Genomic DNA, 12,473 nt, shown 5'->3' with positions numbered 1-12,473 from the left:
GACACCCGATCAATTGCCCATCGTGTAGCCAAGGCCGGTGATCAGCTTGAACGTCTTTTTCAGCCCGCTGCTGATGTACACTTTTTTGTCCTTGGTGATGAAGATCGCCTCGGTGTCCTTGCGTTTTTCAATGAAGGCCAAGCCATCCTTGAGCCCCTTGTCGAATGTGGCCGTCGACAGCGCATCCCCGTCAACGGAATGTTTCGTGATGATCGACACCCCCATCAAGTTGTTGTCGAATGGATAACCCGTCTTTGGGTTCATCAGATGCATGTAAATCTTGCCATCGACCTTCAGATACCGTTCATAGATGCCAGAGGTGACGATGGTCTTATTGCTGGCCGGAATCGTCCCAAGTGAACTCCCGCGCGTCTGTTTGGGATCCTGGATGCCGACCGTCCAATCTGCGTCTTTTGCCTTGGGACTGTGGCCGAGCACATAAATGTTTCCGCCGAGGTCAACGATCGCGGTGGTCACCCCATTTTTCTTGAGGACCTTGACCACTTGATCGGTGATGTAACCCTTGGCGATGCCCCCCAGGTCGATCGCCATCCCCTTTTTTTGCAGATAGACGGTGCGCTTGGCAGCATTCAGGGTCACATCTTGATAATGGACCAGCGGCAGGCGGGCATCGATCTCGCTTTGGGTCGGCTTTTTGGCGTCCGCGAAGCCAATGTGCCACAAGCTGGTGATTGGCCCGATCGCGAGGTCAAAGCTCCCATTGGACTGTTCACTGTATGATTTGGCGTAAGTGATCAGGTCAAAAACGTCCTTGTCGACTTTCACCGCATGCTTGCCGGCTGCGGCGTTGACCGCATCGACCTGCGAGCCTTTTTGGTTGACGGTGATCGCATCAGCCAGCTCCTTGATGCGATCGAACGCCTTTTCAAGAACGGGCTGTTTGCCTTTGTCATAAATGCGCAAGGTCACCACGGTCCCCATCAGAAACTGGGTGTCCTGATACGGGGTCTTCACCAACTCCGGTGCCTTGGTCGCCGGTTTTGCCTGATTGCAGGCCGCCAGCGGTAAAATGACTAGCGCGATAAGCGCCAGTGCTGCTTGTTTGAGCCATCTTTTTTTCACTCGAGTGCGCCTCCCACGCGTATTATCGATTTAAATATACCGGCGTTTGACCAAAAAGAAAAGGGTGCGAAGGTGCGCGTTTATGGTCGAGCAGCTAGGCTAGCCAGCCGCGCTGCATCCGCCGCCAATTTTCCCTAGACATAGGAACAGGGACAAAACCGAGGTTTTGTCCCTGCTTCGCCGTACTATGAATCGCGAGTTAAGTTGCGCGTCGCGACTGTTATTCGCCGTAAACGATGTTGTCGATCTCGATCGTGTTGGTGTTGCCAGCCTGAGCAGCGTTGATCAACTGTTGTGCATAAAGGATGAAGGAGTCAGAGGAGCTCGTCGCACCGGAAACAACTTCGACCTTGGCTGGTTCCTGGTTCTTGACCAAAGATTCGTTGAGGGCCTTGGTGTACTCCTTAGGACCGACGTTGTTGACTTTCTTCATTTGCTTTTCGTAAGCCGCATCATCGGTCTTGGACTTGCCATCCTTGTCGATGTTGTCGTACTTGCTTTCGGTGATCTTCCCGCCAGCAACCACGATCTCAAAGTGGACACGGTAGCCGTGAGAATAGTTCTTTTCCTCAAGCGTGTAAGTGCCGTCTTTCATCTTCGCGGTGTTGTCGATCTTGATCGTGTCCGTGCTTCCAGCTTGGGCAGCCTGGATCAGTTGCTGGACATAGTTCTTGAAGGTCAAGGATGAATCGGTCGCACCGGACACAACGTCGATGGCGCCAACATTCGTGCCGTTCTTGTCGAGGGATTCCTTGAGTTCAGGAATGTATTCCTTCGGGCCGACGTTGTTGACTTTCTTCATTTGCTTTTCGTAGTCGGCATCATCTTGCTTGGACTTGCCATCTTTGTCGACATAGTCATAGGTCGAATCAGAGATCTTGCCGTCTGCGACAGTGATCGACATCTCCACTTTATAGCCGTGAGAGAAGTCAGCTTCTTCAAGCTTGTAGGTCCCGTCCTTCAGCGCCCCGCCAGCAGTCTGCTTGGCTTCTGAGGATTCCTCGGTCTTGCTTGACGAGGACTTCTCAACTTTCGAGCTGCTTGCTTTGGAGCTCGAGTCACTGGATGAGCTGCTCCCACATGCAGACAATGTCAAAACAGACACTGCGAGTACGGAGACAGTTGCGAATACTTTACTTAACTTCATGGTGTTTTCCCCTTTGCGCCTTTTTTTGCAACACTTGTTGCCCCTTGTGTTACATTTCACACAAACCAAGTGTACTCACAGCATGTGCAAAAAGCAACAATAGCCATTCGATTATGAGCGGTTTCTCATTTTTATGGCACCGTTTGCGGTTGCGATAAGCGCGCGCTTTTGACACGCTTACATCAATTTCACAGAAAACGGTATCAATCCTCGTGAAGGCGTGGACAATGAACGCAATTAGAGGGTATAATTTGTCATGCAATCAGCCATTATCTGGCATCATCTACACTAAGGAGTGTGTATCCATGGCGCAAAAAAATATCGTTGTTGTCGGCGCGGGGTTTGCCGGCGTTTACGCAACGAAGCGACTCGCAAAACATTTTAAGCGAGACCAAGATGTCACCATCACCTTGATCGACCGTCACTCGTATTTCACCTATATGACCGAGCTACATGAGATCGCAGCCGATCGAACACCTGAAGATGCGATTCAATACGACCTGCAGCGTCTCTTCTGTCGCCGCAAGAACGTCAACTTGGTCACCGACACGGTCACCAACATCGATCGCGAAAATAAGGTCGTCAAGACCAAACACGGTGCTTATCCCTACGACTATGTAATGCTCGGCATCGGCTCGGAGCCAAATGATTTTGGCACCCCTGGGGTCAAAGAGAATGGCTTCACATTGGGTTCATGGGAACAGGCCATTCAGCTCAAGGCGCATATTGAAGACGTTGTTCGCCGCGGGGCGGTCGAACAAGATCCCGACAAGCGCAAGGCTCTGCTTTCCATTGTTGTCGTTGGCTCCGGGTTCACCGGGACCGAAACGATTGGCGAGCTTCGCGATTGGCGCGATGTGCTGGCCAAGGAAAATAAGATCGACCCTGAAGAGATCACCTTCTCTTTGATGGAAATGGCCCCAACGATCATGAACATGCTCGACCGCAGCGATGCTGATAAGGCCGAACGCTACATGATCAAGCGCGGCATCAAGGTCATGAAAAACACCGGTGTGATCGGCGTTCACGAAGACTATGTCGATCTGAAAGACGGCTCGACCTTCCCAACTTCGACTTTGATCTGGACCGCTGGCGTCAAGGCCACCGACCAAGCCAAGAATTTTGGCCTGACCCAGGGCCGCGCCGGCCGCATCGTGGTCAACTCTCACATGGAGAGCCAAGACGACCCGAACGTTTATGTCGTCGGTGACGTTTCCTTCTTCGCTGGCAATTCAGATCGCGGCGAACCTCAGATCGTTCAAGGCGCCGAAGCCAGTGCCCAGACCGCGTTGACCAACATCGAAAAGAAGATGGCTGGCCAAGCCGGTGACACGGATTACAAGGCTTCCTATTCTGGCTTCATGGTCTCCCTTGGCTCCCGTTACGGTGTGGCCAACATCATGGGCTGGCTGCATCTGTCCGGGTTCTTCGCGATGTTGATGAAGCATCTTGTCAACATGCTTTACTTCGTCCAGATCTTCTCCGGCTACTATCTGTTCCAATACTTCATGCACGAGTTCTTCCGTACCCGCAACGACCGCAACCTGATGCGCGGCCACATTTCCCGTCAAGGCAATGTGCTCTGGGCGGTGCCGGCGCGTATCTTCTTGGGTCTGATGTGGTTGGTGGATTGCTGGCCGAAGATCTTCAGTTCCAGCGAATCCTGGTTCGTTGATAAGCTGCGCCTGCCATTTTCCTGGCTCCAGCCAGCGGCGACCAGTGGTGCATCCGCAGCCGGCGCTGATGCCACAAGCGCGGCGTCTGGCGCAGCGGCTGATGCCACCAAGGAAGCGGCTAAGGCTGTCTTCTCCCTTTCCTATCAATATGGCAAGGATCCGATGATGGTTTTTGATCAAATGCCAAACTGGATGTACAGCATCACCAAGACGCTGATTCCAAACCAGCAAGTCGCCTTCTTCATGCAAAAGTCGATGACCGTCATCGAAGTGCTGATCGGCTTGGCGCTTGTCGCTGGCCTCTTCACTTGGCTGAGCGGCGCCGTCTCCGTTGCCTTCACCGCGATCTTCTGCCTGAGCGGGATGTTCTACTGGGTCAACATTTGGATGATCCCGATGGCCATCGCCGTCATGAACGGTTCAGGCCGCAGCTTCGGGCTCGACAAGTGGGTGGTTCCTTACCTGCAGAAGGTCTTTGGCAAGTGGCGGTATGGGAAACCTAAAGCACTTTATGGCAGCTCGGTCATGAAGTAAGTCAGCTGCCCGCAAGCAAGTGGCCTCGATGCCCCTTGCCCGCTAGAAAGGTCCTGAGGTAGACTGGCCTCAGGACTTTTTCATTGGCAAAAAAGGAGGGACGAAGGATGGACCATGGCATTCGAAAATATTTGCACATGATCCGCCCTTTCGACGTGATCATTGTGGTCGCCCTCATGCTTGCCGCATTCATTCCTTATGTCGTGTTTGCCCGGCAGCAGGCGCAGGAAAAAGCGACCCGCACTGAGCCCGCCGTCTACACCGCCGTTGTCACGCATGACGGCAAAGAGGTCTACCGGCTAAAGCTCACCGGCCACAAGGGCACCACACGTTTTCGCTACAACGATGGCGACGAATGGAACGAGATCGTCGCGACCGGCTCGAAGATCGCGATCAAAGAGGCCAACTGCAAGGATCAGGTCTGCGTGCGCGAAGGCCAGATCAGTCGGCCCGGTCAAACCATCGTCTGCTTGCCACATAAACTGCTGATCGAGATCAAGAGCACCACGGCCAGCAGCGGCAACAACACAGGCGGGATGGTGACAGAATGACCCGCGTTTATCGGCCCGAACGCACCAGACAGGTGATCTACATCGCCCTGCTGTGCGCACAAGGCGTCATCATCGGCCTGCTCGAGCGCATGATTCCGTTTCCGTTTGCGTTTGCGCCTGGGGCAAAACTGGGCCTCGCCAATCTGATCACGATCGTCTCGCTGTTTACCATGTCGGTCCCGGACAGCTTTTTGCTGATGGTGCTTCGCTTGGTTTTGACCACCCTACTTGGCGGCACGCTGTCGACCTTTTTATACAGTGGCGCCGGCGCCTTACTGAGTTGGTGTGGGATGCTGCTGATCAAACAGCTCGGGCCAAAACGCGTCAGCATGATCGGCATCTCCACGGCGGGCGGGATCTTGCACAACGTCGGGCAGCTGACCGTGGCCAGTTGGATCGCCCAGAGCTGGACAGTCATGCTTTATCTGCCGGTTCTTTCCTTTATGGGGATTCTGGCAGGGCTGGCAGTCGGCGTTGCCGCAAACTTTTTATTCGAACATGTCGACACACTGCAGCGGCTGCGTTTTGATCGCGGCCGTCGCAAGAAGAAGGAGACTTAGTCATGCAGATTCACCCAATGTGGGCGGACTATCCAACCCTGGCACCGGAACTGGTCGCAACGCTCGACCTGATCGAGACCAAGATCGCCCCCGATAGCGTGCCGGTGAAAGAGGCATTGCTCCAAATGATCAACGCAGGCGGCAAGCTGTTGCGGCCTGCCTACTGCCTGCTTTTTTCCCAGTTCAAGGAGACAGATCGCGAGAAAATGATCGCGCTGGCTGCCGCCGTTGAGACGTTGCACACGGCCACCTTGGTGCATGACGATATCATCGACCGCGCCGCGACCCGCCGGAATCAAAAAACGGTCGCGGCCCAATTCGGCCCCGACGTCGCAGTTTACGCAGGTGATTATCTGTTTGTCGTGTGTTTCAAACTGCTGGCCCAATACGCCAGCTCGCTGCGTAGTGTCCAAAAGGATGGTACCAGCATGGAGCGCATCCTCAACGGTGAGCTCGCGCAAATGGCCACGCGCTATAACTACGACATCACGATCGATCAATACTTACATCAAGTCTCGGGCAAAACTGGGCAACTTTTTGCCTTGAGTTGCTTCATCGGGGCCTACGAAGGCGGCAACAGCCTGGCCTTCGCCAAACGCGCCGAGACGATCGGCCTGAATATCGGCATCGCGTTTCAGCTGCGCGACGACATCCTCGATTACACCAGCGACGCGACCAGTTTTGGCAAACCGGTGCACGAGGACATCAAGCAAGGCGTTTACTCCGCCCCGCTGATTCTCGCCATGAACGACGACCGTGCCGCATTTCGACCGCTTCTGGCGAAAAAACAGACGATGCAGCCTGAAGACATGCGCCAGATCGCCACATTGATGTCCGCCCATGACGGGGTGGCAAAGGCGCAGGCCATGGCCCAGACCTACACTGACAAGGCTCTGGCTGGCCTCGCAAAACTGCCCGCTGGCGCCGCAAAGGATACCTTGGTGCAACTGACCCAACAGCTGTTGAGCCGGCAAAATTGATTATGTAAGGGGAGGCCGCGTGCTTCCCCTTTTTGTGTCCCACCGAATCAGTCACGGCGGCCCATCTTCTTGCAGATAGTTGCTCAGTTTCTCGCGCGTCCGGCGCAGCACACGATCTTTTTTCGCATCGCGCACAGAGATCGCGTCGAGTAATGCGCGCACCTCAGCTTCATTCAGTGTCAGCAAAAAGCCGTCCATTGTGACCCTGATCAGCATCCGGTCCTCGATCTGCTTTGGCGTCGGGCGCGCCGTGATCACATCAAGCGCCGGCGTGTCCCCGATCAGCACCGCATTGGCATCCGCCTTGCGCTTTTGGGCAAAATAATACCGGAGCCGCGAGCGAATGTGCGACACCAAGACGAGTTTGTAAAACGGTCCAAACTGCGAGCCCGCGCGTCCGTTAAAATGGCGAGCCGCCTTGAGCATCGCGATGCGCGCCTCCTGCAGCCAGTCCTCTTGTGTCATTCCCTGCAGGCGATACCCTTTGAGCACCCCGAGCACCATCGGCTTGTATTGCTCGAACAATTCGCTGAACGCATCCGAGTCAGAAACGGCGCGTTGCACTAATTCGAGTTGCCTTTGATCCACTGCCTCACCCCCTTTCCTATTTGGTGCCCACAGTATAAACGAGGCGAGTGAAAATTGACTACCGAACATTTGTTTTGCCGACTTGATGGGACGGCGTTCTCTGTGCAAATGTTGTGTAACGAATTTTACGGTTTGATGAAATCGATTACATTTACATGGCTTTTTCACAGAGGCAGACCTTCCGCCTCATCCCCGCAACGCGACCGTATTGAGATAGCCCAACCAGGTGCCGCCGCGTTTCGTGTACACCGAGTAATACTTGGCCACGCCATTGTTGTACCGCGTGGCCACATAAACGGTACGCCCATAATAACGCGCCGTGGACCCCAGCGCTTTGGTATAAAACAAATTCTGCCAGCGAGACGCGTTGCGGCTGACCACGACCATGGTCCGTGCGATCGTGGTCGGCGTGACCACCCGTATCGCGCCGGCGTTGACATAGCCAAGAAATTGCCCGGCGGCGGTGTTGAGGCGATAATAGATCGCCCCATTTGGGTGAAGCGTCTGGCTGACCAGCCGAACGCGCAGACCGAGCGTGGTGACACGCACCTTCTCTGAAAACTTCAGGTCCTGCCAAATGGTCCAGCCAGCTTTGGTTGCGACGCCAGTCTTCCCCATGGCGGTGCTCGCCAGCGTGTTGCGCCAAGCCACCAGGACCTTGTAAACGGCGGCCGTGATGACCACCCCTTGGTTATAGCCGACCCCGGCGGACGTGTGGACGATCACCACGCGATTTTGCGCCGTGAAGAGACCGCTACCACTGGCGCCGGGGCTGGTCGGCAACTGATATTGCGCCAGCATCGGCGACCACATCGAGGTGATCGGCCCCGTGGCGACACCCAGCTGACCTTTCAGATCCTGTGAGTAGCCGGCCAAGGTCACGCGCTGACCCACGGAAGCGCCGGTCCCAAATGTCAGGGTCCCTGTCTGATTGCCGATCTGCGTCATTGGGCGTCGCCACATAAGCGGCTGGCACAAATAGCCGGCTACTTCGCGCAATGCCATAAGGTGCCTTGCCGCGGTCGTAGCCGGGAATCACCTCGACGCGCTGAGCCCAGCCGCCATAGCGTGCATCATAGAGAACATGGCCAGCTGTCAAAACGGTCTCCGCGCCGATCAACGTGCCCGTCCCTTGCACATACATCCCGCCACCTAATTTTGGAAAATACACCTTCAAAAACGCGATCGCCCGATACGGAAATTGCATCGTGTTGGCGACCACCGTGCGGGTATCCTTGCCGATCACACTTTCATTCACGATCGGCGTCGTCACCGCCGCTTGGGGCAATACCGCCCCACTGACAGGCGCGCCGGCCGTTGCGCTGACAGGCTGCATTCCCGCCAGCGGCCAGCTGCTCACAAGGAACCACGCCACAAAGACTTGAAAAAGACGTCGATTCATCTCCGATTCCCCCAATCATCGATGGCAAAACTACGAGACGACCACTTGCGCCCCGACCTGCCCAACCCGCTTTAGCTGGTCAGGCCCGCCCGGCGAGTGGTGCCGCCTGAGTCAGACGGCAAAAAAACAGACCCAACTTGCGTACTTAGCAAGTTAGGCCCTAAGTTAAGGATGCGCTCGGCGCTGATAAAATCATTGATAATGTGATTCGACGACACCTCTATATTCACTTTTACGCGTGGGCGGACGTTATAGTTGATGTTGCGAGATAACTTCGCGTTGTTTGGTGGACCGGTTGCGCCACCCTATTTAGCCATCTAATGACGTTCTGCCGTTGCGCTTGGATCAATGAGCCTTGTTATTAGACTCACACCTCCAATTTGGTTAGATGAAACGGTTATGGCACTTGATTCTTGGAGCTTAGATCGATGATGCTGTGGAACTTGAACTTGGTACTCAGAGCTACTGATGTGGCACTGTAACCCTAGATCTTGTAACTGATGCATGAGCAACATTCTTGGAACGAGGCGCTTACACTACGCCCGACCATCGCGGCTACTTCTCAGCAGGCGTTAAATGGTGCTTAGCTTTGAGGAGCCGCGGGCCAAGATCGGACCGTTGGCTACTGCGTGAGAACCATCCTCGGGTCAGTGATACCGTGTTGAACGACTGTCGAGAATTCACGCGCTTGCTGTGGTTCTTACCGAGTATTGCTTCCTTAACTCTGACTTTAGTATAGCAGGCACCCACTATTTTAGCAAGCGCTTACACGTTATTTTTTTGGTTGAACGGGTCAATCTTTTTCCAGTCCCACACGGTCCTCAAAGCCAGCCGTCCATACAGGCCCCGTGCCGAACGCGCCGCCTCAATACCGGAAGCGCCGTGTTTTCGCTGCCGCCCCATAGCCAAAAATACTGAGCAATCGCGCTTGATCATCGATGCTGACCACATATCCAGCGTACTCGCTTGGTGTGGCGATCACACGGTTCTGGCGGCGGTTAAAGCGCGTCGTCAACGCGTGATTGCGGCCCATCAACGCCGACACATTTTGCAGGCTGTAATGAATGCCGTTGACGGCAAAATCCTCTTCAGTGTGCCAGTGACCGGCAAGATACGCGATCACCTGGCCGCTGGTCTCGGCAAAATCAAACCGCACCTGCCCGCCAAAATCCGGATCACTCCCGCAATTCAACCGGCCGCTCAATTTTTCGTTATAGGCGCGCAGCAATTCATGTAGCTGCCGGGCATTGAAGCGTAGCCCGACTTTGCCGCTGCGGGTCATCGCCGGTGCATGCGCCATGATCAGCACATTGCGGCTTCCCGCCCCGGCCAGTGCATCGGCAAGCTCTTGCAACTGCCCGGCCGTGACGCCCAGTGTCTTCTTCAGGTCATAATTTTTCCGGCCGCCGACCCAGCGCACCGGAATGTCGCTGGTGTTGAGGGTGATCACGCGCAACGTGCCTTGATCGAACACGGAAAGGCCATGCAGGGACACGAATGGCCCGCCCACTTGCGCCTTCATCGGCAAAAAGACATTTTCGTTGAAGACCCAGGGATGGAAGCTGCCGGAAAAGCGGCGGTTCTTTTCCGCGTATTTATCGTTGTCATCATGGTTGCCCTTGGCGATCACAAACGGCAAACTATCCGCCTTGTAGTCATTCATGATATTCTTTAAGCGCCACAAGGTGAGAAAAGACGGCTCGGAGCCATCGACCAAGTCGCCGAGATGCACGCGCCAGTCGATCGGCAGCTCGCCGGCGAGCCAGTGCTGCTCCTGCACATGCCAAAACCCGTTCGGTCCGTAAAATGTCCGACTGAACTGGGTGCGGTCATGTGTGTCAGTGATCAGCGCCAGATTCAGCGTCGCGCCGGTGATCTGCGGGCGCACCCACTGGGCAAACGCGCCGAGGTCACGTTTGGCAAAGCGGCGAATCGTGATATTACGAGGATGAAGTGCCATCATTTTTCTCCTTAGATATTGACCCAAACGCCCAAGGCCATGGCGAGCACCTGTGCAAGCGTCGTAAGAAACAGATTTTTAACAGCCAGAATGAAGGTCTCTTTTTTGACCTGCTTTTGCCAAAACTGAGCCACGTTGCGCCAGACCAGCGGCACCGTTACCAACGCCAAAAGCGTCAGCCGAGGCAAGATACCCAGCAGACTAGCCGCTGTCAGCATCGCAAAGCCGCCCACATACAGCAAGGTGAAAAAGCGCAGACTGTTTTGCTTGCCCAGATAAAAGACGATCGTGCGGCGCTGCAGCTCCCGGTCCTCGACCTCATCGCAAATATTGTTGGCAAGCATCAACGCCGCGATCGCGCCTTGCGCCAATCCGCTGGCCAAAAAGACGCGGCCGATCAGCGCCCAGTCGAAGTCCGCAACTGAAAACACGTTGACGTACACGGCGATCAAGAAGATCACAAACCCCATCGTGAAGCCGGAGAAAAATTCGCCTAGCGGAGTCGTCGAGATCGGACGTGGCCCGCCTGCATAAAAGTAGCCGACCGCGAAGCTGAACAATCCCAGCCACAGCAGCGGCCACCCAGTCCGACTGACCATCCACAGCCCCAGCGCCGCCGACACGGTCATCATGCCGATGATCAGCGCCAAGATGCGCCCGGGGTCCAGATGATTGGCCCCGATAATATTTGTCTTTTCTCGAAACTGATGGGCCTGCGTGCGCTGAGAACGCTTATAATCTTGATAGTTGTCGTTTGCATCGACCGCCATGTTGAAAAGAAGCATCGCAATGAAAAAAATCACCAGCTCAGGCAGGTGTAACATGCGATAATGATACCATGCATAAAGGGTGCCCATCAAAAAAGGAAAGACCGAGGCTGTTTTTGCCTTGATCTCGACAAGCTCGAAAAAGAGTCTTGGTGTCACGTTGGTTCCTCCCTCACCTGACCCGCGCCAATAAACAATTCCTACGAAAGAGGTCCAGTCTGATGATTCATCGTCTTTGGTCCCGTTACCCAGACATTGCCCCGCATCTTGAAGCCGCCCAGCGCCTACTTGCCGCGCGGGCGCATTTGCGTGTGCCGGCGGTCGAAACGATCGTTCAGACCCAGATCGCCGCGGGTGGAAAAATGTTGCGCAGCGGCCTTATGTTCATGCTAGCGCGTTTCCATGATGCTGACAATCCCGATTTGGTGACGGCTGCGGCGGCGATCGAGGCGTTGCACCTGGCCACCTTGATTCATGACGACGTGCTGGATGGCGCCGCCACGCGCCGCGGGCAGGCCACCTTGCAGCCAACCGTGGGCGCCCGCAACGCGATCTATGCAGGCGACCTGCTGTTTTCCGTTTACTTTGAGCTTCTGGCTCAAGCCGCACCCAATGTTCGGACCGTGGGCGTCAATGCCCGCAGCATGCACCGCATTTTCCTCGGCGAGCTCGACCAAAATGCGCAGCCGCCCGAACCGCTCAGCATGCCGACCGTCCACCGCTATTTGCGCCAGATCAGTGGCAAGACCGCGGCCCTGTTCGCCTTGGCCTGCTACGAAGGCGCCCTGCTGTCTGGGGCCACGCGCGCCGAACAGCAAGCCGCCAAACGCTACGGCCGCCTGCTTGGCATGGCCTTTCAAATGACGGATGACCTGCTGGATCTGACTGGCGACGACCGCCTGCAAAAGCCCAAGCGCGAGGACTTGCAAAATGGCGTGGCGACCTTGCCCGCGATCTATGCGCTGCAAGCCGACCCGAGCCTCTTGCCCCTGTTGGTTCAGGCCCAGACCGATGTCCAGGTGCAAGCCCAGGCCGCGGCCCGCATCATTGAAAGTGGGGTGCCGCAAGCTGCTGAGTTGGCCGCCCGCTACACACAAAAGGCCCTGGCCGCCCTCGCCATTTTTCCAGACACCGCTGTCAAACGCGACCTCTTGGCTTTGACTCAAGCCCTGCTTGCGCGCCAGCAATAAGATGTGAACCAAGTCGCCAAAATAAGTCAGCCCCA

At 55.5% G+C, this 12,473-nt stretch carries 11 protein-coding genes; 5 read left to right on the top strand and 6 right to left on the bottom strand.

Annotation, left to right across the window (positions count from 1 at the left end):
- Nucleotides 1-9: 9 nt before the first annotated feature.
- On the bottom strand, nt 10-1,023 hold the full coding sequence (locus JUE67_RS02890) for an FAD:protein FMN transferase (RefSeq protein WP_373300918.1): 1,014 nt from the start codon (nt 1,021-1,023) through the stop codon (nt 10-12).
- Nucleotides 1,024-1,303: 280 nt separating this feature from the next.
- Nucleotides 1,304-2,230 carry an extracellular electron transfer flavoprotein PplA gene (gene pplA / locus JUE67_RS02885; RefSeq protein WP_125697215.1) on the bottom strand — a complete coding sequence of 309 codons (927 nt, stop codon included), beginning with the start codon at nt 2,228-2,230 and terminating at the stop codon, nt 1,304-1,306.
- 305 nt (nt 2,231-2,535) lie between these two features.
- Here pplA and JUE67_RS02880 point away from each other — a divergent pair, with 305 nt between their 5' ends.
- The 4 genes from JUE67_RS02880 to JUE67_RS02865 all read left to right on the top strand — a co-directional run bounded on the left by JUE67_RS02880 (nt 2,536) and on the right by JUE67_RS02865 (nt 6,531).
- Nucleotides 2,536-4,440, top strand: coding sequence for an NAD(P)/FAD-dependent oxidoreductase (locus JUE67_RS02880; RefSeq protein ID WP_203627244.1), 1,905 nt, complete (start codon nt 2,536-2,538; stop codon nt 4,438-4,440).
- 107 nt (nt 4,441-4,547) lie between these two features.
- On the top strand, nt 4,548-4,991 hold the full coding sequence (locus JUE67_RS02875) for a NusG domain II-containing protein (RefSeq protein ID WP_203627242.1): 444 nt from the start codon (nt 4,548-4,550) through the stop codon (nt 4,989-4,991).
- The gene (locus tag JUE67_RS02870) at nt 4,988-5,551 is read left to right on the top strand and encodes a Gx transporter family protein (protein ID WP_203627240.1); all 564 of its coding nucleotides are present in this window, start codon (nt 4,988-4,990) and stop codon (nt 5,549-5,551) included. Before JUE67_RS02875 ends, JUE67_RS02870 begins: the two co-directional genes overlap by 4 nt.
- 2 nt (nt 5,552-5,553) lie before the next feature.
- Complete coding sequence (locus JUE67_RS02865) at nt 5,554-6,531, top strand: polyprenyl synthetase family protein (RefSeq protein ID WP_203627238.1); 978 nt, start codon at nt 5,554-5,556, stop codon at nt 6,529-6,531.
- A gap of 51 nt (nt 6,532-6,582) precedes the next feature.
- On the opposite strand, the gene JUE67_RS02860 is transcribed toward JUE67_RS02865, so the two are convergent.
- The 4 genes from JUE67_RS02860 to JUE67_RS02845 form a co-directional block, all read right to left on the bottom strand.
- Complete coding sequence (locus tag JUE67_RS02860; protein WP_203627236.1) at nt 6,583-7,119, bottom strand: sigma factor; 537 nt, start codon at nt 7,117-7,119, stop codon at nt 6,583-6,585.
- Between the two features lie 186 nt (nt 7,120-7,305).
- Nucleotides 7,306-8,067, bottom strand: coding sequence for a trypsin-like serine peptidase (locus JUE67_RS02855; RefSeq protein ID WP_203627234.1), 762 nt, complete (start codon nt 8,065-8,067; stop codon nt 7,306-7,308).
- 1,319 nt (nt 8,068-9,386) lie between these two features.
- Nucleotides 9,387-10,481, bottom strand: a complete 1,095-nt coding sequence (locus JUE67_RS02850) for a metallophosphoesterase family protein (protein ID WP_164510121.1) — start codon at nt 10,479-10,481, stop codon at nt 9,387-9,389.
- Nucleotides 10,482-10,492: 11 nt separating this feature from the next.
- Nucleotides 10,493-11,407: a prenyltransferase gene (locus tag JUE67_RS02845; protein ID WP_203627232.1), complete on the bottom strand. Its 915-nt coding sequence runs from the start codon at nt 11,405-11,407 to the stop codon at nt 10,493-10,495.
- A 62-nt stretch (nt 11,408-11,469) separates the two neighbouring features.
- Here JUE67_RS02845 and JUE67_RS02840 point away from each other — a divergent pair, with 62 nt between their 5' ends.
- Nucleotides 11,470-12,438 (top strand): polyprenyl synthetase family protein, encoded by a 969-nt coding sequence (locus JUE67_RS02840; protein WP_203636963.1) that lies wholly within the window; start codon nt 11,470-11,472, stop codon nt 12,436-12,438.
- Nucleotides 12,439-12,473 lie beyond the last annotated feature (35 nt).

Origin of the sequence: Lacticaseibacillus mingshuiensis, from assembly GCF_016861785.1 — a bacterium.
Taxonomy (GTDB): Bacteria; Bacillota; Bacilli; order Lactobacillales; family Lactobacillaceae; genus Lacticaseibacillus; species Lacticaseibacillus mingshuiensis.
The sequence above is the reverse complement of the archived record's forward strand: the minus strand, read 5'-3'. Positions and strand labels throughout refer to the sequence as shown.

Coding starts and splice junctions, on each gene's coding strand:
- pplA (WP_125697215.1), bottom strand. CDS start 2,230: ATGAAGTTAAGTAAAGTATTCGCAACTGTCTCCGTACTCGCAGTGTCT.
- JUE67_RS02880 (WP_203627244.1), top strand. CDS start 2,536: ATGGCGCAAAAAAATATCGTTGTTGTCGGCGCGGGGTTTGCCGGCGTT.
- JUE67_RS02875 (WP_203627242.1), top strand. CDS start 4,548: ATGGACCATGGCATTCGAAAATATTTGCACATGATCCGCCCTTTCGAC.
- JUE67_RS02870 (WP_203627240.1), top strand. CDS start 4,988: ATGACCCGCGTTTATCGGCCCGAACGCACCAGACAGGTGATCTACATC.
- JUE67_RS02865 (WP_203627238.1), top strand. CDS start 5,554: ATGCAGATTCACCCAATGTGGGCGGACTATCCAACCCTGGCACCGGAA.
- JUE67_RS02855 (WP_203627234.1), bottom strand. CDS start 8,067: ATGACGCAGATCGGCAATCAGACAGGGACCCTGACATTTGGGACCGGC.
- JUE67_RS02850 (WP_164510121.1), bottom strand. CDS start 10,481: ATGGCACTTCATCCTCGTAATATCACGATTCGCCGCTTTGCCAAACGT.
- JUE67_RS02840 (WP_203636963.1), top strand. CDS start 11,470: ATGATTCATCGTCTTTGGTCCCGTTACCCAGACATTGCCCCGCATCTT.